General features: G+C 70.6%; 21 protein-coding genes and 1 pseudogene. 3 read left to right on the forward strand and 19 right to left on the reverse strand.

The genetic code is table 11. The features are described from left to right. Positions 1-189: 189 nt before the first annotated feature. Positions 190-1,413 carry a saccharopine dehydrogenase family protein gene (locus tag IMZ11_RS25805; protein ID WP_228644986.1) on the reverse strand — a complete coding sequence of 408 codons (1,224 nt, stop codon included), beginning with the start codon at positions 1,411-1,413 and terminating at the stop codon, positions 190-192. A gap of 194 nt (positions 1,414-1,607) precedes the next feature. On the opposite strand from IMZ11_RS25805, the gene IMZ11_RS25810 reads away from it, so the two are divergent. Next, positions 1,608-2,261 carry a TetR/AcrR family transcriptional regulator gene (locus tag IMZ11_RS25810; RefSeq protein WP_228644988.1) on the forward strand — a complete coding sequence of 218 codons (654 nt, stop codon included), beginning with the start codon at positions 1,608-1,610 and terminating at the stop codon, positions 2,259-2,261. A gap of 41 nt (positions 2,262-2,302) precedes the next feature. On the opposite strand, the gene IMZ11_RS25815 is transcribed toward IMZ11_RS25810, so the two are convergent. The 15 genes from IMZ11_RS25815 to IMZ11_RS25885 form a co-directional block, all read right to left on the reverse strand. Continuing rightward, positions 2,303-3,127, reverse strand: a complete 825-nt coding sequence (locus tag IMZ11_RS25815) for a glutamate ABC transporter substrate-binding protein (RefSeq protein WP_228644990.1) — start codon at positions 3,125-3,127, stop codon at positions 2,303-2,305. Between the two features lie 13 nt (positions 3,128-3,140). Continuing rightward, positions 3,141-4,595 (reverse strand): hypothetical protein, encoded by a 1,455-nt coding sequence (locus IMZ11_RS25820; protein ID WP_228644992.1) that lies wholly within the window; start codon positions 4,593-4,595, stop codon positions 3,141-3,143. A 1-nt stretch (position 4,596) separates the two neighbouring features. Further along, entirely contained in the window at positions 4,597-5,310 is a 714-nt protein-coding gene (locus IMZ11_RS25825) for an FHA domain-containing protein (protein ID WP_228644994.1), read from the reverse strand. Between the two features lie 2 nt (positions 5,311-5,312). Further along, positions 5,313-6,605: a VWA domain-containing protein gene (locus IMZ11_RS25830; RefSeq protein ID WP_228644996.1), complete on the reverse strand. Its 1,293-nt coding sequence runs from the start codon at positions 6,603-6,605 to the stop codon at positions 5,313-5,315. Next, positions 6,602-7,507: a PP2C family serine/threonine-protein phosphatase gene (locus IMZ11_RS25835; RefSeq protein WP_228644998.1), complete on the reverse strand. Its 906-nt coding sequence runs from the start codon at positions 7,505-7,507 to the stop codon at positions 6,602-6,604. Before IMZ11_RS25835 ends, IMZ11_RS25830 begins: the two co-directional genes overlap by 4 nt. Continuing rightward, entirely contained in the window at positions 7,504-9,735 is a 2,232-nt protein-coding gene (locus tag IMZ11_RS25840) for a serine/threonine-protein kinase (RefSeq protein ID WP_228644999.1), read from the reverse strand. Before IMZ11_RS25840 ends, IMZ11_RS25835 begins: the two co-directional genes overlap by 4 nt. Next, positions 9,732-10,907 (reverse strand): hypothetical protein, encoded by a 1,176-nt coding sequence (locus IMZ11_RS25845; protein ID WP_228645000.1) that lies wholly within the window; start codon positions 10,905-10,907, stop codon positions 9,732-9,734. Before IMZ11_RS25845 ends, IMZ11_RS25840 begins: the two co-directional genes overlap by 4 nt. Positions 10,908-11,156: 249 nt before the next feature. Next, positions 11,157-12,410: a glycosyltransferase family 4 protein gene (locus tag IMZ11_RS46330; RefSeq protein WP_228645001.1), complete on the reverse strand. Its 1,254-nt coding sequence runs from the start codon at positions 12,408-12,410 to the stop codon at positions 11,157-11,159. Beyond that, positions 12,407-13,714 carry a lipopolysaccharide biosynthesis protein gene (locus IMZ11_RS25855; RefSeq protein ID WP_228645002.1) on the reverse strand — a complete coding sequence of 436 codons (1,308 nt, stop codon included), beginning with the start codon at positions 13,712-13,714 and terminating at the stop codon, positions 12,407-12,409. Before IMZ11_RS25855 ends, IMZ11_RS46330 begins: the two co-directional genes overlap by 4 nt. Beyond that, on the reverse strand, positions 13,711-15,024 hold the full coding sequence (locus IMZ11_RS25860) for a glycosyltransferase family 4 protein (RefSeq protein ID WP_228645003.1): 1,314 nt from the start codon (positions 15,022-15,024) through the stop codon (positions 13,711-13,713). Before IMZ11_RS25860 ends, IMZ11_RS25855 begins: the two co-directional genes overlap by 4 nt. Next, a complete protein-coding gene (locus tag IMZ11_RS25865) occupies positions 15,012-15,806 on the reverse strand; it encodes an NTP transferase domain-containing protein (RefSeq protein WP_228645004.1) in 795 nt (264 codons plus the stop codon). Before IMZ11_RS25865 ends, IMZ11_RS25860 begins: the two co-directional genes overlap by 13 nt. Next, complete coding sequence (locus IMZ11_RS25870) at positions 15,799-16,500, reverse strand: HAD family phosphatase (RefSeq protein WP_228645005.1); 702 nt, start codon at positions 16,498-16,500, stop codon at positions 15,799-15,801. Before IMZ11_RS25870 ends, IMZ11_RS25865 begins: the two co-directional genes overlap by 8 nt. Next, positions 16,497-17,759, reverse strand: coding sequence for a 2-phospho-L-lactate transferase CofD family protein (locus IMZ11_RS25875; RefSeq protein ID WP_228645006.1), 1,263 nt, complete (start codon positions 17,757-17,759; stop codon positions 16,497-16,499). The genes IMZ11_RS25870 and IMZ11_RS25875 overlap by 4 nt, the downstream gene beginning before the upstream one ends. Further along, a complete protein-coding gene (locus tag IMZ11_RS25880; protein ID WP_228645007.1) occupies positions 17,756-18,598 on the reverse strand; it encodes a glycosyltransferase family 2 protein in 843 nt (280 codons plus the stop codon). Before IMZ11_RS25880 ends, IMZ11_RS25875 begins: the two co-directional genes overlap by 4 nt. A 68-nt stretch (positions 18,599-18,666) precedes the next feature. After that, positions 18,667-19,404 carry a hypothetical protein gene (locus IMZ11_RS25885; protein WP_228645008.1) on the reverse strand — a complete coding sequence of 246 codons (738 nt, stop codon included), beginning with the start codon at positions 19,402-19,404 and terminating at the stop codon, positions 18,667-18,669. Between the two features lie 271 nt (positions 19,405-19,675). On the opposite strand from IMZ11_RS25885, the gene IMZ11_RS25890 reads away from it, so the two are divergent. Both IMZ11_RS25890 and IMZ11_RS25895 read left to right on the forward strand, forming a co-directional pair. Continuing rightward, complete coding sequence (locus tag IMZ11_RS25890; protein WP_228645009.1) at positions 19,676-20,095, forward strand: hypothetical protein; 420 nt, start codon at positions 19,676-19,678, stop codon at positions 20,093-20,095. A gap of 75 nt (positions 20,096-20,170) precedes the next feature. Next, positions 20,171-21,004 (forward strand): trans-aconitate 2-methyltransferase, encoded by an 834-nt coding sequence (locus tag IMZ11_RS25895; RefSeq protein ID WP_228645010.1) that lies wholly within the window; start codon positions 20,171-20,173, stop codon positions 21,002-21,004. A 200-nt stretch (positions 21,005-21,204) separates the two neighbouring features. Here the strand turns inward: IMZ11_RS25895 and IMZ11_RS25900 are convergent. The 3 genes and pseudogenes from IMZ11_RS25900 to IMZ11_RS46335 all read right to left on the reverse strand — a co-directional run bounded on the left by IMZ11_RS25900 (position 21,205) and on the right by IMZ11_RS46335 (position 24,986). Beyond that, positions 21,205-21,907: pseudogene (locus tag IMZ11_RS25900) on the reverse strand (transposase family protein). Further along, positions 21,895-22,251 carry a hypothetical protein gene (locus IMZ11_RS25905; protein WP_228645011.1) on the reverse strand — a complete coding sequence of 119 codons (357 nt, stop codon included), beginning with the start codon at positions 22,249-22,251 and terminating at the stop codon, positions 21,895-21,897. Before IMZ11_RS25905 ends, IMZ11_RS25900 begins: the two are co-directional and overlap by 13 nt. Before the next feature lie 203 nt (positions 22,252-22,454). Then, positions 22,455-24,986 carry a DUF262 domain-containing protein gene (locus tag IMZ11_RS46335; RefSeq protein WP_228645012.1) on the reverse strand — a complete coding sequence of 844 codons (2,532 nt, stop codon included), beginning with the start codon at positions 24,984-24,986 and terminating at the stop codon, positions 22,455-22,457. Positions 24,987-25,090 lie beyond the last annotated feature (104 nt).

Below are 25,090 nucleotides of genomic sequence, written 5' to 3' on the forward strand. Positions count from 1 at the left end.
CCATTGCGGATGAATAGCGTCTTTGGTGGTGGTACGCCCTGCGGATCGGCCTGGAGACCGCCGTCGTTCCTGGCCACACGTACACCGGGGCCAATCGTGCGGCCATCGTGCGGCCACCGTGCGGCCAATCGTGCGGCCAATCGTGCGGACACCGTGCGGCCACCTTCGCCGCAGCACCGACGCTCACGGTCACTGTTCGCGCATGCCCCACGGGGCGCCGTACGCGGTCAGCAGGTCGAGGAAGGGCCGGGGCGGAAGGGCTTCCGGGCCAAGGACGCCGACGCCGGACCAGACGCCCGCGGCTATCAGCTCAAGGGCCACCACCGGGTTGACGGCGGTCTGCCACACCACGGCCTGGGAGCCGTACTCCCGCATGGACCACTCGTTGTCGACCACGTGGTAGAGGTAGACCTCGCGCGGGCCGCCGTTCCTGGTGCCCTTGACCCAGGTGCCCGCGCACGTCTTGCCGCGCATGCGCTCCCCGAGGGTCGCCGGGTCGGGCAGGCACGCCGCGACCACGTCGCGCGGGGAGACCATGACGGGAGTGCCGTCCGCACCGAGGACCTGGACCGGCTCGGTGCGGTCGAGGCCGAGCAGACGCAGGGTTCGCAGCGTCTGGATGAACTCCCCGCCCAGCCCGTACTTGAAGGTCACCCGCTCGGCGTCGACCCAGCGGGGGACGAGCAGCACCTCCTCGTGCTCGACGTTGACGCACTCGACCGGGCCGATGCCGTCGGGAAAGTCGAACACCTCCGGCTCGCTGAAGGGCGGGGTGGTGAACCAGCCCCGGCCGGCCTCGTAGACGACCGGCGGGTTGAGGCACTCTTCGATGGTGGTCCAGATGTTGAACGAGGGCGCGAAGTCGTACCCATCAACGGTGAGGTCGGCGCCGTCGCGGACACCGATCTCCTCGATGTGATCGAAGAGCTCGTCGGCCGCGTAACGGGCGAAGACATCCGACAACCCCGGCTCCACACCGATGCCGACCAGCGCGAGCTTGCCCGCCTTCTCCCACTCGGCGGCCAGTTCGAACTGAGCGTCGCCGAGCTTGACCCCGCACACCTCATGGGGACGCTCCGGGTGCGGCCGGGACAGCGACATCGCCATGTCCAGGTAATGCGCGCCGACGCTCAACGCCGCCCGGAACAGCGGCATCACGAAGCGCGGGTCGGTGGCGTTGAGCAGGACGTCGCAGCGGTGCTCCTCCAGCAGTGCCGCCACGGCCGCCTCGTCGCTCGCGTCGACCCGCCCGGCGCCGAAGCGGGTGCCCGCCTCCCCGAGCGCGGCGACCGCCGCCTCGGCGCGGGACAGGTCGTAGTCGGCGACGACCATGTGGTCGAAGAACGATCGGCGGGCCGCGATCCGGGTGATCGCCGTGCCCACACCACCGGCACCGACAAGCAGAACACGCATGACAGAACATCCCCTTTCCGAGGCACATGCCTTGGTGCGCCCGATCCAACGTCACCACCCCTTCATACGTCAATGGTGTTGGCATAAGGTAGGCTCCCCGGCGACAGAACAGGCGACAGGAGGAGGGGAGCACCGTGCCCAAGCCGGTGGTCTCGGAATCGGCGCGACAACGCCGCCGCCCGACGAAGAGCGGGATGGTTCTCTCGGAGGAGCTGATCGTGCGGACCGCGCTGCGTATGCTGCGCGAGCATGGCTCCGCGGGTCTGACCGTGCGACGGCTCGGCATCGCCCTGGGAGCCGACCCCAGCACGCTCTACCGCTACTTCACCGGCATGGACGACCTGACCCTGGCCATCGGCGACATGCTCATCGGCCGGGCGATGGCCGACTGGCACCGCACCGGCGACTGGCGCGCCGATCTTCGCGAGCTGGGCCTGCGCATCCACGCCGCCTACCTCGAACACCCACAGGCCGCGGTGCTGACCGCCAACCGCATATCCGGCAAGTCTCACGAAGTCGCGGCCGACGAGGCGATCCTCGGGCTGCTGCGGGGCGCGGGGTTCCCGGACCCAGACGTGGTCCGCGTCTACCACGCCTTCATCGACATGACTCTGGCCTTCGCCGCGCTGGACGCGGCGTCCCTGGCGCTGCCCGAGGAAGCACGCACGGCGGACGAGGAGATCTGGCAGGCGACCTACGCGCGCCTGCCGACGGCCACTCATCCCAACATCGCGGCGGTCGCCCCCCTGCTGGTCGCCGGCATGAACGACAGCGCCTATCCCGCCGCCCTGGAGATGCTGCTCGGCAACGCCGAGTCACACCTCACCGCCGGTCCGGGCGCGGCCTGACCGCCCGGCCCCGGACCACGGCCTCGCGTCGGCGGCGGAGGTCAGCCGCAGCCTTCGAACTGGGGGACGGTGAAAGTGAGCGCCAGGCCGGACTTCCCGAACCACTTCCGCAGCAGCTTCTTGGCGGTTCCGTCCAGATACATCTCGGTGATGGCCTTGTTGACCGCCTCGCAGCCGTCCAGGTCCCCGGCCTTGATGCCCACGCCGTACCGCTCGTCGGTGAACGGCGCGTTGACGATCTTCAGGTCCGAGGTGGCGAAGCCGGCCAGGATGAGGTCGTCGGTGGATACCGCGTCCACCTTCCCCGCCTTCAGATCGGACATGCACTCGCTGTAGGAGGCGGCCTCGACCAGCTCCACGGCGACCTTGCGTTCCTCCTTCACCCGACGCCAGGAGTTCGAACCGGTCACCTGGCACAGCTTGCGCCCCTTCAGGTCCCGCACGCCGGTGACCGCGCTCTCCCGGGCCCGTACGAGAGTGTCCTGGTGTGCGACGTAGTACGGCCCGCCGAAGGTCACCTTCGTCTTGCGTTCCGGAGTGATCGAATAGGTGGCGACGACCAGATCGATCGAGCCGTCCATGAGCACCTTCTCCCGCTCGGACGAGGGCACCGCGACGAACCTGGCGTCCTTCCCCAGCTTGCGGGCGATGTAGGCGGCCACATCGACGTCGAAACCGGCGAACTCCCCCTCCGCCTTCTTCATCCCCAACCCGGGCTGGTCCGGCTTCACCCCGATGACCAGGGCGTCCTTGTCGAGGATCGACGAGCCGGCGCCGCAGGCCGACGCCGACAGCAGCGCTACGGCCCCGAGCAGCACCAAGGCGGCGATACGCCGCGAACGGCCCCTGCTGGTCAGCGCGACCATGAACATCTTCCCTTCACCGGTACTCGGCGAGCCGGGGCCGGACTCCGACCAGGATCAGCAGGGCGGCGGCGAGCGCCGTCCCCGGCAGCAGAAAGTTCCAGCCACCGAGGGCGCGGTCGCCCTCCGCCACGGCGTCGTCGAACGCCAGGCGGTGCAGCTTCGTCAACTCGACCAGGGCGCCGTCATAGGCCCCGAACGAGGCACCCGTGGCCTGTCGTACGGCGTCCCCGCTCTTGCCCGCCGTGGCGAACTGCCGCATCTGCCGGTCATCGTGCTGGAACTTCTGGTAAAGCGTGAGCACCCTGGCCAGTGCCTCACGCTGGCCGGGCAGGGTGATACGACCGGCCTCCGATCCGTAGAAGCCGAGGAAGTCCGCCTTCCCGGGGAAGGCGGCGACGCTGACGTCCACCGCGGCGTAGTACTTGTCCAGGTTCCCGCCAGGGACGTAGAGCACCGACTGTGACTTGTCGAGGTATACCTGCTCGTAGGTGTCCGCCCGCTGCGGGTCGAGCAGATATCTGCTCTCGTCACCGTGCAGACTGTTTCCGATCGCGCGGGCCCGAGACAGCACGAGAACCGAGTCGAAGCCGTCCTCCTTGGCCGTCCGCAGATCGTCCGACACCCGTTGCAGGACGAGCACTCCCGCGATGGTCAGCACGCCGACGACGACGGTGGCGGCCAGCAGCGCCGGGTTGATCGCACGGCGGAACCTGCGGGACAGGAAGACCTGCAAGGCGACCAGGACGGCCAGCGCGAGCGCCCCACCGAGCGCCACCCAGAACCGGCCCGCCAGCACGGCGGACGACTCGGCCGCGTAGGCGTGCCTGACGACGGTCCCGCTCTCGAGCGTGAGGTTGTACGCCTTGGGCAGCAGGTCCAACCGCATCAGGTCGGTGGCCTGGCGGTAGACGTCGAGAGCCTGCTGCGAGGGAGGTCCGGCGGCATGCCGGGACTGCTCGTCCAGGAGCAGGGCGCGCGACGCGAGCCGCTCGTAGCGGCCGAGCCCGTCGAGTACGGCACGCACGGTCATCTGCTCCGTCGGGTCGCCGCGAGCCAGGTCGGCGGCCTGCAGCACGGCGCTGTCGGCCTGCGCGCGGCGCTGGTCGTAGCGGTCCAGCGCGGCCTGGCGGCCGGGCCCGCCCTCCACGCCGGCCAGCAGCACGGTGGCCACCTGAGCGTCCATGTCGCTCAGCGCGAAGTACAGGTCGGCGGTGGCCACCACCTGCGGGCCCGCTGTGTGCCCGATCGCCTGCAGCCCGTCCCCGGCGTGCCCCAGGGCCACGCCCATCAGCGCGAACAGCAGGCCGACGGCGAGGACGGCGGCGCCGGCCCCGGCGCGGATCCGCCCGGGAACCGTTCGCAGCCGCAGGGCGCGCGGCGGCGAAGAGGCGGGCATGGCCGCGGGCATGGCCGCGGCCACAGGCGCGGGGCCTGTGGTGGTGGTGGGGGTGGGGGTGACAACGGCCATCTCAGCCCTTCCGCACCGTGATGCTGGTCCATGCGCCGACGTGGACGCGATCCCCGTCACCGAGCGGGATCAGCGCGTTGTGCTCCACCGTCGTGCCGTTGAGCAGGGTTCCGTTGGCGGATCCCGGGTCGACGAGCTGCCACGTCCCGTCGGCCTGGGCGAGCAGCACCGCGTGCAGGTGGGAGACGCCGGGATCCTCGGGCGGCCCGGCCAGGTCGATCTCGGGGGCCAGCCCCCGCGACTGGCTGCGCCGCCCGATCCTGACCTCGGTGCCGACCAGAGGTACCCGCCGCTCCGGGCAGTACGGCGGGAACGTGACGCGGGCCGCGTCGGGGCCGCCCTGCCCGATCATCGCCTCGTAGTGGTCACGGTCCGCCTCGATCACCGCGACCCAGCCGGGGACCGGCGTGGACGGCGTGGACGACGGAGACGGCGTGGACGGCGTGGACGACGGAGACTGCGTGGACGACGGGGACTGCGGCGTCCCCCGGTTCCCGCCGCCGAACACGAAGTCGTAGCCGCAGCTCTCGCAGAATCGGCCGCCACGTGGTGCCCCGCAGTCGGGACAGTCGTCCATCTGGTGGGCGTCGGGCGGGACGGCCGGAGCCGAAGCAGCCGGTGCGGCCGGGGCTGCCGGGGTGCCCGCCAGCAACGCGCCGCAGACGTCGCAGTACTCCTCGTCCGCGGAGTCGTGCCCTACCGGACAGATCGCCATGCTCAGGCCTCCGGGTCCTTGCGCATCCGGACGGTGCGGACCGACCGGGTGTCCAGCGCGATCTCGTCTGCCTTGTCGACGTCCCGCCGGAGGCGGGCGGTTCCCGTGGCCGGGTCGATCTCGATCACCTTGTCGAGCAGCGTGGCGGTCTCCTCGTTGCCGGCCTTCTCGGCGATGCCGCGCGCCTTGCCGAGCCGGGCGGTCGCGGTGTCCAGGTCACCGTCGTTGCGGGCCTGCAGGCCCTCCTGGATGAGCGAGGCGAGTTCCTGCTGGCCGGTGTAATGGGCCACCCGGGGGTTGATGCGGGTCGACTGGACGGGGTCGTCACTCCACTGCGCCAGGATGTTCCCCTTGGCCAGCACCTCCCCGGACCCGGGCAGGACCAACCGCACCAGGCCGGCGCGCATCTCCTGGCCGACGTTCCCGGCCGGCACCCGCACGCTGATGTGGTACTCGCGGGACTCACCGCCCCAGGCTCCGGTGGGGTAGTCGCCGGTCAGCGCGTCCACCTCGGTGCGTCGGCCGGTCAGGTCCTCCAGCGCCGGCGAGACCTGCTTGACGAAGTTCAGCTTCGCCGCCCGCGGCGTCCACAGGCGCAGCGCCACGTCCGCGACCGTCTTGCCCATAGCCGCCTGGGTCATCGCCCGGAAGTCGGCCTCCAGGTCCTCGGGCCGGCGGATGTCCATCACGCTGCCGAGCAGGGTGGAGGCGATCTGGCGAAGCTCGGCGACCGCCCAGTCGACGCCCACGCCGCGGCAGTCGCAGACGAACTTCCCCGTGCAGTACGCCAGATTCGCGGCGAACTCCGGAGCGCGCTCATGCTCGTTCTTGCCGTCGGTCAGCAGGATGGCATGCTTGATCGCGCCGGGGTACGCCTGATGGAAATCGCCGAACAGGTCGGCGGCGCGACGCAGCCACCGGCCCATGGCCGTCCCCCCTTCGGCCACCAGCCGGGAGACGGCCTCCCTCGCGGCGTTTCTGCTCTCCGGCGTCGCCGGCACCAGCACCACCGCCCGGTCGGGGAAGACGAGGTGGGCCTCGTGGTTGCCCGCGATGACCGCGAAGTACACGCCGTCGCGGAGGGTGTCGATGGCGGCCCGCGCGGCCTTCCTCGCCTCAGCGATCTTGTCGTACGACATCGAGCCGGAGGTGTCGACGATGATGATCTCGGCGGCCTCGGCCATGGGGGCACGCTCGATCGGGCCGCTCGCCTCGACCGTGACGATCGCGTGCACCTCCTCGCTTCCCGCGGGAAGGTATTTGTTCTGATCTACGCGCATGGTGAAGTCGGTCACTGCTGCTCCTTCGGGAAGACCACGGTGGCCTCGGCCTGATCCCCGGGTCCGAAAGGGATCACCACGACGGTGATGTTGTCGTGTCCTCCGGCCTCCAGCGCGAGCCGCACGAGCCGCTGTGCCGCCGCGCGAGGGGTGGCGTTCAGGGCGACGGCCGCGAGCGCCGACGGCTCGGGGTAGTAATTCCACAGGCCGTCGCTGCACAGCAGGACCACGCCCGGCCCGTCCGGGGTGAACGTGCGGACGTGCGGCACGACCTCGCCCGCGTCCGCGCCCAGCCAGGCGGTCAGCATGTGCGTCCCCGGGGTGGCGTCGTCACCGGTCAGCACCTCGGATCCGGATCCGGATCCGAGCCAGTAGGCCCGGCTGTCGCCCACCCAGCCGACCGTGACCTGGCACCCGCCGGCCACCGCCGACACGTAGGTGCAGGCGGGCGCGTCCTCGCCCTGCTCGGCCAGGGCGAGGACGGCTTCGGCGGCGAGCCGTACCGCCTCCCGGGTCGCGGTCTCGGGGTCGGTCCCCTCCCGCAACTGTTTGGCGAGGGCGGCCACGGCGGTGTCGGCGGCGGTCCGGGACGCCTCCTCCGGGCGCGGCGAGGTGGACACCCCGTCACAGACCACTCCTACGGCGATCGTGCCCGCCGCCGTCAGCGCCATGGCGTCCTCGTTGCGGCTGTGCCGCAGGCCACGGTCACTCACCCCGGCCGCGACCTCCAATTCGATCTCGACGTGGTCGCTCTCAGAGGGCTGGAGCATGCCGCAGTTCTCGCAGTAACCGTCGGCCCCGACCGCCGGGGCGCCGCACGCGGTGCAGCAGGCGGCTCCCAGCGCGTGGCCGCACTGCTCGCAGAATGCCTCGCCGACCAGGACGAGCGTCCCGCAGGCGGGACAGGCGCCGCTCACCACAGCGTCCTCGGGCGTACGGTGTTGGCCAGGTCGACGAAGTCGTGCCGCTCCTCCGTGGATCGCGCCGATCTGGCCAACGCCCGGTAGACGCGCTCCAGCTCGGCGCGCACACCCCGCTCGTGCAGCGGAGTGCCCAGCAGCGTCGCCTGCCCGGACGAGGTCGCCTTACCGGTGGCGATCCGGCCGAGGGCGCTCCGCAGCACCTCCGAGAGCAGCCCGTCGCGGTCCCGGGCGTCGAGCTTCAGGCTCCGCAGCCGTTCGCCCGCGGCGACGAGCTCGCCTTCGGCGGGGTCATGTCCTCGTACGGTCGCCGCCACCGCGGCCGCCTGCGCGGCGGTGCGGTGGATGGAGGTCGCGGGCACCTCGTCCAGGGCGGCGGTCGCCCCGGCGCGGTCGCCCTCCACCAGCCGGAGCCTGGCCAGGCCGAAGCCGGCGCTCACGTATGACCGGTCTGTCTGCCAGATGGCCGCGTGGTGGCGAGCCGCCTCCTGGCCCGCTCCGCCGGCTTCGAGGGCGAACGCGAGAGCGAGCCTGGGCGCGGCTTCGCCGGGAAACCAGGAGTAGAGCCCGTCGAAGATGCGCGCCGCTTCGTCCGGGTTCCCCGAGGCCAGCTGCCCGACCCCCCGGTACCACCAGATCCGCCAGTCTCCCGGCAACTGCCCGGCGGCGGACGCGAACAGCGTGTCCGGAACTGGACGGCCGAGTTCAGAGAGCACTCTGATCAGCGCGAGCGTGGTCTCCGGGGTGGACGGGGCCGATTCGAGCACCGTGACCAGCTCGGCGGGGTTTCCCGAAGTGAGGCCCGCGAGCAGGCCGGCGGCGGGGTCGAGCGGGTCCACCAGGGGGACGGGCAGCGCGGACACGGCGGCGAGGCGGTCGAGCGGGCCGAAGACCCGCCCCGTCGCAGCCGCGGCGAGCTCGGTTCCGACGGCCCGGCGCTCCGGGCCGAACAGTCCGGACTGCGCGGGGTGGGGGACGCCTTCCTCGGCGGCGCGCACCTCCCTGAGCACACCGACGAGTTGGTCGGACATCTCCGCCGTGCCCTGGAACCGCCGGGCGGGCTCGGAGTCGGTTGCCCGTTCCAGGAACCGGCGGTAGGACTCGTACCCCTGGTCGATCACCGGCAGCGGAGCGGCGGCCCCGCCGCTGACGGGGCTGAACGGGAAGCTCAGCACGGCGAGCGTGCGCCCCACCGTGTAGAGGTCGGAACAGACTGACGGCCCGGCGGAGGCGATCTCCGGCGCCTGGTATCCGACCGTCCCGTAGATCGCGCTGTCGGCGTCGTCGATCCGCCGCACGGCGCCGAGGTCGATGAGCTTGAGCTGCTCCTCCACCTGGATGACGTTGCCCGGCTTCAGATCGCAGTACAGCAGGCCCTGGTCGTGCAGGTAGCCGAAGGCCTTGAGGATCTCCAGCCCGTAGGCGATGGCCTGGGCGATCGGAAGCGCCTGGCGGTTGTCGCTCTCCCATAGCCGCGTGCGCAGCATCTCCTGGAGCGGCACGCCGCCGATGTACTCCATCACGATGTAGCCCACCATCGTCCCGGTGCCGGGGTCGGGGTGGGTGACGAAGTTGAAGATCTTGACGATGTTCGGGTGGTCCATCGCGGTGAGGAAACGCCGCTCGGCCTCCGCCGCGGCCAGCGCCTCCACGTCCCCGGTGTCGAGCAGCCCCTTCAGGACCACCCACCGGCCTTCCAGGTGCCGGTCGGCCGCCAGGTAGATCCAGCCGAGACCACCGTGCGCCAGACAACCCTTGACCTCGTACTGCCCGCCGACGAGGTCGCCGTCGGCGAGCTTGGGCGTGAACGAGAACCGCCAGCCGCAGTGCGGGCAGAACCCCTCCGGCCGCCCCGGCTGGTCACCTCTGCGGCGGCCCACCGGCTTGCCGCAGTCGGGATTGCCGCAGAAGCGCCGGTCCTCCGGCACCTGGGCGTCGGCCAGCACCACCCCGGCCGGGTCCCGGTACGGCACGGCCGGCACCTCGACCAGGCCCATCCCGAGGTGGCCCCGGCTTGATCGGCGGCTCGACCGGCTGCTCGACCGGCCCGTACCGGTGCGGGCCGTACCCGACATGTCCAGCGGGATGGACGGTCTGGTCGGCGGCGCCGGCTCCGACTGTGACGCCGGCTGTGGCTGTGGGGCCGGCTGTGGGGCCAGGCCGCAGGCGTCGCAGTAACCGTCCTCCACCGTGCCGCCGCATCCCGGCTGGGCGCATCTGATCATCCGGCCACTCCGATCCGGCTGATCGCCCGCTGGTAGGCGGCGATCGCGACCGTGGCCTGCCGCAGATCGCACGGTGCCGTCCAGAGCAGGGCGCGGGCCTCGCCGTACATCTCACCGAGCGCGGCATCCTCGGCATGCCCGAGCCGGACCACCTTGGCGTGGTACGCCTCCAGCCGGCCACGCAGCTCGTCACGACGGCCGATGAGGCCCGCCATCGATTCGGTCGCGGTCCGCGCTCGCGCCAGCGCCTCGTCCACGGCCCGTTCCAGCCCGGTCAGCCGCTCGACCAGCTCCAGCCAGCGGTCGCCGACCGTGTCCAGAGCGCCCAGCCGGTCCCGCAACGCGGCGGCCTGGTCCGGCAGCGCCGGCAGCGCGGGTGAGGCGATCTTGACGAGCACCGTGTCCCGGATCGATCGGGCCTCATTCTCGGCGTCGGCGACCTGCGCGATGCGGTCGCCGAGACGGTGTGCCCGGTCGCCGTACTCCGCCCGGATCCGCGCGGCCTGCTCCAGCAGCCCGCGACGGGCGACGAGGTCGGCGAGCAGTACGTCGAGTTCGCCACCGATCGTGCCATCGGGGGCGGCAGAGCCGAGCGGGTCGGCGGTGACCGCCGCGCGAATCCGGTCGATCCCGGCGCCGATGCGCTCCAGATCCGGATCAGCGCCGTCCAGGTCACGCAGCAGGTCCGCAGCTGAGCGGCGGACGGCATCGGCCTCGTCGAGGCGCGGGAGCAGCGCGTTCCAGGCGGCGTCCACGGCCGCGACCGTCTCGGCGACGTCGCGGTAGGCGGCGTCCATCCGCGCCACCACCGTGTCCAGCGTGATCCACTCGCCCGCGGCCCGCAGCAACGACCGCTTCTCCACGGGCACGTTCTCCGGCTTCAGCTCCACCGACGGGCCGGCGAGCAGCCCGGTCAGCGCGGCCAGGTCGGGCTTGCCGTCCCTGAGCTCCCGCGCGTGGTCGAGGACCCCCCGGTAGGCGTCGAACAGCCACCACAGGGTCACCTCTCTGGCCTGTGCCCCGTCCCAGCGGCGCCGGGTCTCCCCGGTCGGCCGCGCGCCCTTGAGCAACTGGTAACCCGGGTGGGAGTCGAGGTCCAGCAGGTCGTCCGAGATCCTGTCACGTTCCTCGGCACGGCGACGCAGTGCGAAGTCGACTCCTTCGATGCTCATCAGCGGGCCACCGGCCCTTGGCATGGCCAACGTTGCTTGCGCCCCCAGCGTGGATGGACAAGATTCTTATTACCCCCATTCTTTATACAATTTTGGGATTCGCGCGCTACATCCGTCAGCTCCGCCGGTCGACGCCCGGAGGGATGGACAAGCTCCCCCGGGCGGCCACGTTCACGCTCTGGTCCGCCTCCGCGACGGCCTGGGCGAACGGGACGGGCCGGGCCGGATCAGGGTGAGCTCAGCGCGCGCTCACCGGTCGTCGCGTCCGGCCAGCGCGACCCGGTAGACCGCGATCGTCTCCCCCGCGGCCCTGGCCCAGCTCAGCCGCTTCCGGACGAACCGCTCCCCGTTCTCCGCGAGCGCGCGGCATGCCACCGGATCGTTCACGAGGTCGATCACGGCATCGGCGATGGAGCCGGGGTCGGCGCTCCGCGCGTACCGCACGGCGGGACGGTCCGGGTCGCCGAGGAAGATCCGGGAGAACCCGTCGCCGAGGATCGTCGGCCTGGCCAGGGCCATGGCCTCGGTCGCCACCAGGCCGAACGGCTCGAAGAGTGAGGGGAAGACGCAGATGTCGGCCATCTCGTAGTACTCCAGCAGCGCCCGGCCGTCGACGAACCCGCCGGAAGTGAGGACACGCCCGTCCAGCCCGGCGTCCGCGACGATCCGCGCGACTCCGACCTCGTCACCCTCGCCGACCATCACCAGCCGCAGCCCGGGGAGCGCGAGGGCGATCTTCTCCATCGCCTCCAGAAGTTGATAGATCCCCTTCTGCCGTTCGAGGCGGCCGACGAAGAGCAGGACCGGGTCGTCGTCCGCGATGCCGAGCCTGGCGCGTAGCGCGGCGGCGCCGGAGCGGAGCCCGGCGCGGTCGAAACCGGGGTCGGCGAGCACCCGTTCGAACGTGCCGCCCAGGCAGACCACGTCGATCGTGTCCCGGTTCCATCCGGCGGCGGCCAGCTGCTCGCGCACCTCCGGTGTGGCGACCACGACCCGCCTGGCGATCCGTCCCAGCCACCGCTCGACGGCGGCGAACACGCCGAGCGGGTCGGCGATGCTGCGCTGCGGCGCGACGCCGTACTCGGTGGTGTGCACATGGAAGACGACCGGCAGCCGTAACACGTAGTGGCACAGCAGGGCGGTCAGGAAGTTCGTCGAGTCGTGCACGGCGACCAGGCCGGGCCGCTCGCCCGGGTCCAGCCGCCGCAGCCGCAGGAAGTACCGCCAGTTGCTCACCACGACGTTCATCGCGAGCAGGACGAACTCGGCCCTGCGCGTACGGTTGAGCCTGCGGCGGCGGCTGACCGCGCCGAGCACGCGGCCAAGCGGCCGGTAGACGGTGACACCGTCGCGCCGCTCGTGCACCGGCTGGTGCCCGTCGTTCAGCGTGAAGACGGCCAGCCGGAGGTCGCCGGCCAGGTGCGGCGTGATCTCCTCGACGTAGCGGCCGAGCCCCGCGGTGATGGTGGGCGGGAACTGGTTGATGACGTAGGCGACCCTCACCGTTCTGCCTCCAGAGTGTGTGCCCCGGCCGCCGCCGGGGTCTCCGGCCGGTACACCCGGGCCGCGGCGGCGGCCACGACGGCGACCAGGATGAGATTGGTCAGTGCGAACGCCACCAGGCCGCCGGTCAGGCCCCACCAGGAGATGAACGCCGCCTGGCAGGCGAGCGCGGCGGGCGACCCGATGGCGAGGCAGGCGATGAACACCCTCGCGCCGCGTACCCCGTCCATCGACAGGGCGAAGAAGTAGAGGTTGAACACCGTGTGGGCGCCGATCCCCACCGCGGACAACGCCATCAGGCCGGGCGAGTACGGATACTCCGCGCGCAGCAGCAGGAAGAACACCACGCTCGCGGCGAAGGAGAAGGCCGCGGTGGCCGCCGCGATCGCGGGTGCGACGCGGCCGATCCGCCGCAGCGCGGCGACCTTGTCGGTCGTCGCCAGCACGGGCAGCAGCACGAGGCCGATCCCCTCGGTGAACACCACACCGAGCAGCCGCTTCGGGAAGCCGTTGTACACCGAGTACACGCCGACGTCGCTCCCGGAGGCCCAGTGGTTGAGAAAGATCACGTCCACCCCGAACAGCACGGCGGTGCCGGCGGCGATGACGCTCATGTAGGCGCCGTGCCGGAGCAGCGAGCGTGCCAGGGACGCCGACCAGGAACGCGGGACGACGTCGAGACCGGCCACGGCCACGACGGCGAAGACGACGTTCGTGACGATGAGCGCGACCAGGTAGATCTCGGCGTCCCGGATGCCGGCGACGAGCAGGCAGTAGGCGGCCGTGACCAGGTAGGCGACGGCGACGGCGAGCTTGAGCCCCGCCACGAACGCGAACCTCTTCAGGCCGCGCAGGAAACTCTCGGTCAGCTGGTTCACCGTCATCGACAGCGCGAGCGCCAGCGCGGAACACAGCGTACGGACGTCCACGCCGAGCAGGACGGTCAGCAGCGGGGAGGCCAGCAGGCCGGCGGCGACCAGACCGCCTCCCAGCGCCAGCGTGGTGAACAGCGCCGTCGTCACCAGGGCCGGCCGGCTCGACGGCTCGGCTCTCGGCAGCTCCTGGTACATGACGTAGTTGAGGTTCAGCAGCATGCCGACGGTGACGATCAGCGCGATCGCCAACACCAGGGTGAACCGGCCGAAGGCCGCGGCGCCGATCCCCCGGGCGATGACGAGCGTGGTCGTCGCGGCCGTGCCGCTGGCGGCGATGCTCACCAGCGTGGGCCAGACGGCCCAGCCTCGGCCGCCGAGCAGCCGCGCCACCCGGTCGTGTACCGAGCCGGACCGCGGACGCGACGTCACCGGGTCACCTCCGCGTACGCCGCGAGAGTGGTCTCGGCCGTCCGCGCCCAGGAGTATCGCGCGCGGACGTGCGCGGCGCCACGCCGGGCGAGCCCGGCCGCGACCTCCGGGTCGTCCAGGCAGCGCGACAGAGCCGCGGCCAGTTCCTCCGGCGAGTCGGTCCGGCAGCGGATCGCCCCGTCCCCGACCACTTCCGGGGAGTAACCCGGCCCGACCACGACCGGACGTCCCAGCGCCATCGCCTCGACCGCGACCAGCCCGAACGGCTCGTACGCGGACGGGAAGGCGCACACGTCGGCGGCCAGGAAGTGCGCGAACAGCTCGGGCGGGTCCAGGAATCGGTAGCCGGCGACCACGTGTCCGCCGACGCCCTCCTCCTCGATCAGCCGGGCCACCTCCGCGTCGTCGCCGGTGCCCGGGGTTCGGCCGCCGATGAGCACGATCCGCAGGTCATCGCGTTCGCGGAGCATCGCCGGCACGGCCCGGATCAGCGTGTGCACGCCCTTGTGCGGCGACAGGCGCCCGGCGAAGACGACGAGCCGCCCGGCGCCGCCGGGCAGGTAGCGGCGACGCACCGCCGAGCGGAGCCGGTCGCGGTCGGCTCCGGGCAGCCCGGCCAGCCGTACCAGCTCGGGATCCTCGAAGCCGTGCGGCACGACACGCAGGCGGCCGGCCGGCCAGCCGCGCGCCGTGAGCTCGTCGCGCATGCCCGCGCTGGGCACCACGATCAGGCCTGCCAGCCGGGCCTGCGCGGTCTCCAGCGCGGCGATGCCGCCGGCCACGGCGGAGCGGCGCGCACGCGGGACGGCGTTGTGCTCGCAGGTGTGCACGTGGAACACCACGGGCATACGGCCGAGCAGCCGGCACAGGATCCCGGCGAGGCAGCCCATCCAGTCGTGCACCGCGACGACCGCGCCGGAGCGGGCACCGCCGCGCAGGATGCGGGCGGCGACCCGCACGTTGAAGGCGAGCAGCCCGGCGATCCTCACCAACGGCCCGGCGATCCTGACCGGCGACCGGGCGATCCTGGCCGGCGGCCGGGCGGCCTCCGGCGTACGCGGCCGCCCGGTGCCAAGAACTTCGGCGGTCCGGCCGGCGGTGCGCAGCCGATGCAGTGTGACGCCGCCGATCCGCTCCGTCCCGGCCGTCCGGTGCCGTCCGACCGCGCCGAACACCTCGACCGGGACGCCGAGGTCGCGCAGGGCGGGCATCATCCGCTCGGCGTACCGCCCCAGGCCGCCGACGACGTCCGGCGGGACTTCGGTGCAGACGACGTAGCAGCGGCCTGGCCGGGCCGTCAGTCCGGGCACCGCTGGAACGCCCGCCGGGCGAAGTCGAGGTCGTCCCCGGTGTTGATGCCGCGGGCCTCGCCGGGGTCGGTGACCGGCACCACGGTGACCGGCCAACCGCGGACCTGCGACAGGTACGGCAGAAACGGCAGGAAGTTGACCTCACCGGTCGCCGCGCCGGGGACGGCGCCGGCCAGGTAGCCCGCCCACGCCTCCGGCAGCCCGTCCGTCCCGAGGCAGAACACGCCGACGTCGCTGAGCCCGCCAGGGCGGCAGCCGTCCCCCTCCCGGGACATCCGCACCCTGACCAGGCCGGGCGAGGCGGTGTCCGGATCCGCCCCGGTCAGCTCGTACTCGACGTACGGGTCGGGCATCGGCACCAGAGGGAGGGTGAGGCCGGGGCGGCCCGCTGCGGCGTCGCCGTGGCGGGCGTGCACCACCTCGCGTACGGTCACCGGGGACAGGTTCACCTGGTCGCCCCACACGACGAGGATCCGGTCGTAGGACTCCCAGTGTGCGACGGCTCCGAAGACGGCGTCGCCCATGCCGGTCGGCCGGTCCTGGACGCTCACTGAGACGGCTCCCCGCTCGATCTCATCGGCGGCCAGGCGCCGGAACGGCCGCTCCCCCGCCGGGGAGACGACGACGTGGACGTGCTCCGCCCAGGGGCTCAGCCGCCGATGCAGCAGGTGCCACACGGTGACACCGTCGGCGATCTCAAGCGCGATCTTCGGGATGCCGAGGCCGAGCCTGGTCCCGCTCCCTGCCGCCGGGATCACCGCGCAGACGCGCTGGTCACTCACTGCCGCTCACTCCCACGTCGAGGAAGGACACGATCTCGTCCAGATGCCGCACCTGGACCGCCCCTGCGGCGGGTTCCACCGCGTTGACCTGCAACGTCACCAGTCCGGCGCCGACGGCGGAGGCGACGCCGTGGGCGGAGTCCTCCACGGCCACGGCGTCGTCCGGGTCGACCGACCAGCTGTCGCAGGCGTGCCGGTAGAACCTCGGGTCCGGCTTGCCTGACGGGACGTCGTCCCCGGTGAGCACGCCGCTGAAGTAGCCGCCCAGTGAACAGTCCGCCAGGATCCGCTCGACCGACCCCCTGCTGCCGCTGGTGACGAGGTAGGCCGCGCGGCCGTCGGTGTTCAGGCGGTCGAGAAGCCGGTGGGCGCCGGGGAACACCGGCACCCTGCCCGCCTTCACGTACTCCCGGTACAGCCGCTGCTTGTGCCGGACCAGCCGTTCGGCCACGTCGGCGTCGGCGCCCAGGCCGGCCACCACCTCGCGGGTGGTCGCCCCCGCGTGCACGTCGTACCGGAAGGAGCCGAGCAGGGAGGGCGCGATCTCCGCGATCGCGGCACGGAACGCCGCCTCGTGGACCGGGGCGGAGTCGACGAGCGTGCCGTCCAGGTCACAGAGCCAGACCCGCCGACCGGCGATGATCCTGGCGATCCGCCCGGTCGGGGCGGCCTCCGGAGGCCGGGCCGGGCTCATCGGACTCCCGCCAGGGCGGCCTCGCCGGCGATCTCGGTCAGCGCGCGGACGGTGCGCGGGCCGCAGTGCACGCCGGGACGCTCGGGATCCTCCAGGTCGGCGTTGATCCACCGTGCCCCCGCCCAGACGCCGCCGTCGACGACGCCGGACGGCAACCGCGGAGCCTTCGGGGCGGCCGTCGCCCGCGCCGCCGCCCGGTGGCAGAGCACGTGGGTGACGGTGTTGCGCTCGTTACACGGGTCGCCGAGGTAGGACAGGGTGCGGCCCACCAGTTCGGGCGCGCTCAGTCCCTGGACGTCGTGGTCGTCCCGGGTGTTGACGACGAACACCTTGGCCGTGGCACGGCTCTCCGCGATCGCGTCCGCGATACCCGGGGTCAGATAGCTGGGGAGCAGTGACGAGTGGGGCGTGCCCGGGCCGTACACGAGGAGGTCGGCGTTCCGGATGGCCTCCCGGGCCTCCGGGTTCGGCGAGACCGTGGCACGGTGTCTCGCCAGGGTCCGCCGTGCCTCTTCGACGGTGTGCGCCTCCAGTTCGGCCCGGCGTGCCGGGGTGACCGGCTCGCGGAGCAGGAACAGGTCGGTGATCGCGGCGGCGTCCTGCGGCGCGACGATGTCGGCCTCGTCGGCCAGGAGACGGCCGTCCTGCTTGAGCGCGACCAGGAAGGCGTTCTCCCCGTTGGTCACGTTCAGCAGGCGGGCCGGTGACTCGAACGTCCGGGCGCATGCGCGGACCGCGGCGTTGAAGTCACCGCCCACCCGCAGGTACGCCCCGGCGAACACGAGGTTGCCGAGCGCGCAGTCGGTCAGGTCGAGTCCGTCGGGGTGGCTGTCGAGCCTGCGCAGGAGCGCGGCCAGGTCCCGCAGGATCGCGGTGCGCGCCCGCGGTGGCAGGGCGGGGAACGCCGGGCGGCCGACCCGTCCCTCGGACGCCGGCGAGCCGATCGCGTCGACCAGTTCGCCGAGCGCCTCCCGCGTGGTCCCGGCCGGGAGACGATGTTCCAGGACCGCGATGAGCGCGGCCTGCCGCGGGTCCCGGTCATCGAGATGGAGCAGGAGGTTCTTGCGGAAGTCCGACGGGCCGAGCATCCCGGGAAGGTAGCGCCGGAGCGCGCCGGTGGACCGCCCGTTGTCGTATCCGTTGATCACCAGGGACACGTCGATCCCCGGCGTGCGCAGCAGGCTGCGCGCGATGCTGGCCCCGCCGCGTCCCCCGCTGAAGAGGGTGACCGCGGTGCGGCCGGACCGCCGCGCGCTCATCGGGCCCGCTCCGTCATCCTGTGCGCCGGTTCCACGGCCGCCTCCGGTAGCGTCCCGGGCGCCTCCGGCCGCGTCCCGGGCGCCTCCGGGACGCGGAGCACGCCGCGGCGCAGCAGCCACTGGCGGTAGCCGAGATAGCCCACGAACAGGGCGCGGTCACGCGCGCCGCGCCAGAACCGCCACCCTCTGGCCCCGCCGCCGCGTTCCCGGTGCTCGATCGGGACCTCCACCCACGTACGGCCGAGCTCCGCGACCCTGGCGGTGATCTCGGTCGAGCAGTTCATCCCGCCGGATTCCAGGTGAAGAGCGCGCAGCAGCGGGCCGCGCACCACCTTGAAGATCGAGTTGAAGTCGCGGTACCGGGTGCGGTGCGTGAGGTTGCTGACCGCGCCGCTGGCCGCCGAGCCCCACCGGTACGCCAGTCCGTCGGCCTTCCTGATCCTCGCACCGGAGAAGGCGTCCGCCTCGTCGGCCAGGATGCGGTCCACGAAGGCGTCCAGGTTGGAGATCGGGAACTGCCCGTCGGAGTCGAGCAGCACGACCCACTCCATCCGGGTGTGCGCGATGGCCGCGGCGACGGCGGCCCCGGCCCCCCGATTCCTGGCGAACTCGACGACGACCAGCTCTGGGCAGCCTTCCCGCAGGCCCGCGAGGATCGCGCCGGTCGCGTCGGTGCTCCCGTCGTCGCAGACGACGATCTCCCATGCTCCGATCGCCGGGTGCCCGGCCAGGTACTCCCCCCATTCGGTCACCGCCGCCGCGATGTTCGCCGCCTCGTTGTAGGCGGGCGCCGCCACCGAGATGTCGATGGTCCGGGGTACGTCGTAGGTGTCCGGCAAGCTTCGCCTCCTCGTGGTGGCTTCGGTCGCGTCGGTGACGGCCCACGGGCGGGGGCCGCCGGCATCGGTCACCGCGCCGGCGTGGACGCCCCGCTTCCCAGCAGGCGGGAGATCCAGCGGTCCAGCGGGAGCAGGTTGATCCCGGCGACGATCGGCACGTGTGCCAGCGTGAACAGGACCGCCGCGCCGAACGGGATCGGCCCACCGGTGAGCACGTTGATGTGTGGCGCGTCGATGACGTCGGGAATGCCGACCGGATTGACGAGCTGCCACATGATGTCGAGAAAGCCGGAGAACACGATGACGATGCCGCTGATCGCGATCTTCAGGCACCGCCCCGGGCTTCCACCGCCGATGCGGTAGGCGGCGGCGACGGTGAGCACGATCCCGGGATAGAACAGCAGGTAAAGATGGGTGTAGAAGCTGTCGCCCTCGGCGCGCGCGACGTCACCGTAGTAGAAGTAACTGACCCGCGGAATCACGTACCCGGTGAAGAAGACGAACGGGACGTACAGCAGCCAGTACAGGCGCGGCGACACCCAGGGAAAGAACGCGATCGCGCAGCACAGGAAGGCGAAAGCGAGCAGCTTGACGCCGAGTTCCCAGGCCGCGCCGATCTCCCGGCCGTGCGGCGTGGCCAGCCACACGAACGCGAAACCGGCCACCCCGGCGACGAGGGCGATCCACCACAGGTGCGCGGCCCATCCGCGTGGGGCGGCGGCGCGCGCCTGGCCGGGGTGCTCCGTGGCCGGATCCCCGTCAGCGAGGCGCGGCGGGGAGTGCGGAATGTCGCCACGGGCCGTCATGAAGCTCGTACCTTCCTTCCGACGTCGCCGCCGTGAACGCTGTGGGACCTGGAGGAATGCATCGGATCGCGGCGCCGCATCCGGACCACGCCGAAATACGCGACGCACGGCGTTACGGCATCCGAATACAACTCAATGTCCGACCAACATTCCGAAACCGGACCTTATCCGTTCTTCTGCATTGATGGGGTGATTTTTGCGCATCTCTCGCCGTGAATCGCGGAGATTTCGGTCCTGCGCTCGCTGACGTTGCGGAACGCGAAAACAGCAAATGAAAGTTTCACGAGAGCGCCCGGCGCTGCTGGTCGCACTGCGCATCGTTCAGGGCTTCGCGGCCGGTGGCGAGTGGGGCGGCTCCGCCCTGTACGGCATGAAGTGGGCCCCGCCCTGTACGGCGTGGGTCGGCGGCGCCCTACGGCGTGGAGTCGGCTCCGCGCTGGGCGGCGGCCTGGCCCCCGCGATCGCGACCGCGCTGTACGCCTCCAGCGACCACGCGTCGTGGCCTGTGGCGGTCTACGGGGCGGTCGCCTCTGTGATGGTCATCGCCCGCGCGGCGTCGCCGCGCGATACTCCGCCGGCGCGGCACCTGCCGTGGTGGAGGTTCCGGCAGCGATCGAGGAGTACGACGAGGCGAGCCGCGACGCCTTCCTCGATCGGTACGGATATCGCCCGGCCCGGGATTACTTCCTGATCCGCGAAGGAAGGCGATACGCAACGCCCGGATCACAACTGCCACCCAAGCATCAGATCAGAGCAGGATAATGCGGTGACAGCAGCGTTGCCGCGCTATCAAGATTGGATCATGTCACACGATCTTCGGCTGCGAACCACCTTCGACAGCGCGGCCGGCTCCTATCAGAACGCACGCCCCGACTACCCGGCCGAGCTGTATTCGGACCTGCTTGCGATCACGGCGATCACGCCACCCGCGCACCTGCTCGAAGTCGGATGCGGTCCGGGGAAAGCCACGCTGCCATTGGCGCGGATGGGCTTCGAAATCACCGCGGTCGAGCTCGGCGATGCTCTGGCGACGGAGGCACGGCGCCGCCTCGCCGAATTCGCCGACGTTTCCGTGATCACGTCGTCATTCGAAGACTGGGAGCCGCCGGCAGGGATCCGCTTCGATCTCGCCTACGCGGCCACGGCGTGGAAGTGGGTGGACCCGGAGGTCAAGTACGCGAAAGCAGCCGAGCTGCTCACCGAGGGCGGCCACTTGGCCGTGTGGAACGCCGACCACGCGATGCCGGCGGGCTTCGACCCGTTCTTCACCGAGATCCAGAAGGTCTACGAGGAAATCGGCGAAAGCCATGACGGCCCGTGGCCACCGCCACCGCCCGAGGCCCTGCCCAACCCCATCGCCACCGAACTCGATGCCTCCGGACATTTCACGGCGGTCGGGACGAGACTCTACGTATGGGCTTTGCGCTACACCGCGGACGAATACATCGCTCTGCTTGACACGTTCTCCGGCCACATCGCCATGGAGCCGGCCAAGCGGGAACACCTCTACCAGGAGATACGCCGCCGCCTCGCCGCACGCCCGGACGGACAACTCACCCGCCACTGGTCGGTCGTCCTCACAGTCGGCCGACGCCTGTGACGGGAGGTAAGGGGACCTGAAGGAGAAGCTCGCACTGAAAATGCAGATTACTCCGCAGATGTGGCCACCATCATTCGGAGCCACCTGAAATCGTGCGGGCCCGAAACTGGACAGTACGACGACTGCGCCCGGACGCGACACGTGTCTGCGGCGCTGCCTTTCGGGCCCAGAGGAACACTGAGCCGTTTTCATCCTGCTTCTCAAGCCTGAAGGACGTGAATGGCTTTGACGAGTTGACCTGCTCGTTTGGGGCAGCGGCGTAGTTTCTGGAGGATGCGCCAGTTCTTCAGCTGTGCATTGGCCCGCTCGCCGGGACCGCGGAGCTTGGCGGGAGCTGAGTTGGCGATCTTCTGCCCGACGGGCTTGCCTCGGCCCTTGTAGGGCACGCGTACTGGTTCGCCGGCGCCGACGTAGCCCTTGTCGGCGAGAGTGACCATGTCGGCGGCGTTCAGGCGGCGGATGATGCCCCAGATCCGGGCGGCGCTCCGGTCGTGCACGGAGCCGGGCAGGGAGCCGGAGGCCCACACGATGGTGCCGTCCGGAGCGGCCAGGGCCTGGATGTTCATCCCGTGGCAGCGGTTCTTTCCCGAGTAGTACGGCCGGTCGGCGGCCACACGATCGATCCGTATCAGGGTGCCGTCGAGCACGAGGTAGGGGTAGCCGGCCTTCTTCGCCGCGCGTAGGGCCTGGTCCAGGTTGGGGGCGCGCGTTGCGAGCAGCGCGACGGTCTCGGTGACGTACCGCCAGGCGGTGGCGACACCGACGCCGAAACCGGCGGCGATCTCGGCGTAGGTCTCGTTCTTACGCAGGTGAACCAGGGCGAGAAGGGCTTGTCGCCCAAGTGTGAGCCTGCGCCAGCGCGTGCCGATGGCTTTGCAGATGGCGGCGGATCACGCCGGCCACGTAGTCCGGGGTTCGGCGTGGACAACGTACGCGTAGGAGATCGGAGCCTTCCCGGTGTGGATCCTCTTCGGGAACCTGCGCATGTTCGAGCCGTGCCGTACTCCGGAGGAGACCGCCAGGCCCATCACGTCGGCCAGTCGGGACAGGTCCGCCTCCGGGTGGATCATCACCGCGATCACATTCAACGGGGTCCGCTGGCGATTGAGATAGACGGCCACGCCTTTGGGATGCTCGAGTTCGCAGTAGTACTTGACGGGCTCCCTTGCCAGCGTGAAGCCGTGGTCAGCCGCCACCGAGACCAGGCGGCTTTCGAGGTCCGAAAGGGAGTGCCTGACGACAACCATTCGCTGATCCTTCCTGCTGATGAAGTTTCGCCACAGTGGAACCGGGACTCGGAGTGTGGGCTCGGGACCGATGGAGGCCCCGCGAACCGCGCGTATCTGGTTCGAGCACGACAGCGATCTCCGCGGCTGCCCACCAAGCCTCCCCGATGTCAGTCGAACTGAGAAAGGCTGGCGAGGCAGCCAGGGCGTCGGCTCACCTTTGCTCAGGTGGCGGCCTTCACCTGTGCGGCGAACCAATCAAGTACGGCAACGACGATGTCGAAGACGCCGACGTTGACGAGTTGAGTGGCCTTGAACGAGGGATACAGCTCCAGCTTCCCTACGGGGATGTCGACGCCTGGCGCCTGGTTGAGCCACTGCCTTAGCTTTTCGCGCAGCGCCGGGTCGTCGAACGGGGGGCGCCTCTTGAGCGTCCCGAAGGGAATCGACGCCGTGTCGGCGTAGAAGCGGATGACGTGGATCGTCTTGCCGGCGACCTTCATGATGGGAGCACACGAGGCACCCGCCGAGGTGCCGTACTCGACCTCTCCACCGTGCGTGCGCCAGTGCTCCAGCACCCGCTGGACCGCACCGGCCGCCTGGGGTCCACTCTGCTCGTTGAGCTGCTCGAAGAAGCGCCGCGCGCGTTCTCCGACGACCTCGGCGTCCGATTCGGCCTCGCCGCGCAACTCGATCTCTGCCAGGTCGGCCGCAGCGGGAAGTCCGAGCAACTCCGCGAGCTCACGAGCGCTGACGCGCTGGCCCGGGTCAGCGCGCCTCGCTTCGTCAAGTTTGATCCCCTCGGCGCGCAGGACCTCGTGCACATCTCTGTCGTCTTCGGCGTCCGTCCAGCGGAAGCTCTCCGACACCTGGCCCGAAAGGGTGAGCACCCGATGGGCGTTGAGCACCGGAACGGTGGCCAGATGCACCCCGACGGGAACGGCGTGCGAGCCGATCAGCTCGGCGAGATCCGCGTACGAAGTCCAGGTCGCGGGTGGCAGCGCGGCCAGCGCGTTGTGCAGCAGTGTCCAGTCACGGGAGGCGGCGCTGCCGCGGTCAATCTCCTCCGGGCCGGGCCAGATCTTGATCGCGCGATCGGCGAGCAGGTCAGCCCGGGCGAGGATCTCCGCCTTGCCCCAGGATTCGGCGGCGGCGATCTCCTGGTTCATCACCAGTCCGCTTTGCGCCAACAGCTTGCGCTTTTCACTGAAGGATCCGTTGCTCAGCTCCGAGTTGTACCCGGTGAGGGTCAGGTTACCTAGAGTGTGCAGCAGTTGCCGGTGCAGCATGCCGGGGTCGTCGCTGGCGGCCGACAGCTCGCGAAACCAGTCGGCGGTCAGGGTCTGCGGCAGCACATGCTCGATGCTGATCCCCTTGTCGGACAGGTCGACCCGTTCCTTGCTGCCGAGCGACTCCTCCAGGCGGCGCAGGACCAGCTTTCGCTGCGTCGCACGCCCTTGCCAGTAGAACGCCCGGCTACGGATCTCCTCGCGCAGCTGGTCGTCGGCAGGCCAGTAGAGCCTCGCCGGTGACAGCGCGGTGCGGACGGCTTCCGGTATCGACGGTTCATCAGCCGACAGTTGCACTGCGAGCCGTTGGAAGATCCGGTTCAGGTTTCCGGTGGTCACCCCGGCAATCAGGCGGCGAACGAGGAAACTCTCCACGCAAAGAAGGGTTTCGGCGACATCGTCGTCGTTGTCGATGACGTGGTCCTCGCGGAACTCCAGCAGGCGCATCACCAGCGGGTAGACGGTGGTGGAATGCCACTCATTGAGGAACCGCAGCCGTCGCGCTGTCGGAGAGTCATCCTTGGGAGCGAGGATCTGCTCCAGGTGGCGGGCACGGCGGTGGAGCTCTTTGACGTACTCCTCGACCTTCGCCTCGTCGCCCGCCAGCTCCAGCAGGATCTGCTGATGCCCCCGGTAGACGGCGTTGTACTGCGCCTCGTCCCCCTCCCTGAGAACCAGGACCAGGTACATCAGCTGTTCCATCGCCTTGGGCGACAACCGCTTCTGCATCGGCAGCCAGTAGTCGTCGTAGACGTCTTGGCCCCGCGTCGGCAGACACATGAACACGTAGTTGCGGATCAGGTCGACCTGGCTGAGCCGCATGCCGGTGTTGTTGATGGACTCGAAGATGCGGAACGCGTTGTCGTCCTTCTCCACCAGGATCTGCACGAGGTTGAGCCGGTCCAGCAGCACCGACTCCACCCGCTCGATGTCGTGCGGATCGGCCGGATCGTCGAACTCCACGAGCATGCTCTTGAAGAACTGATACGCATTGCCGACGAGGCTGTCGGCGGCCCCTCCCTCCTGCGCCCCGTCCACGCACGCGATGAACGCCGCCCGGTCACTCTGGGTCGGCAGCAACCGGTACCGCTTCTCTCCGTGCTGCCACTTGTTGATCAGGTGCAGCTCGTTGATCCGTTCGCGGTGCTTCGGGTCCTCCGCCGCCAGATGATCCCTGATAGCGCACAGCGCGAGCATCAGTGTGGTCAGTCGCTGCTGTCCGTCCACCACGATCCACTGCGACCGGCTTGGCGCAAGATCCGGTCCGGGTGCCAGTACCACCGAGCCCAGAAAGTGGCTCGGCGCTGCCTCCCTCCCCTCGGCCAGCGCGTCAACCTGGACCTTGATGTCATCCCACAGCTGCGCCAGCTGCGGACGCTCCCAGGTGTACTGGCGCTGGTACAGCGGGACGAGCAGTTGCTGGTCGCCCTGGATGAGTCGGCGAAGTGTGGTCTCGTTCGCTTTCACGGCATCTCCTTCTTCGCCATCCTCGTGATCATGCGCTGGGGTGCGTAGCGATCACGCGGAAGCGTAAGCCGCCCTGCCGTCACCCGTCAGCGGGATGGCGAACA

Source organism: Microtetraspora sp. AC03309, assembly GCF_020826795.1.
In the GTDB taxonomy this organism is placed as follows: domain Bacteria; phylum Actinomycetota; class Actinomycetes; order Streptosporangiales; family Streptosporangiaceae; genus Microtetraspora; species Microtetraspora glauca.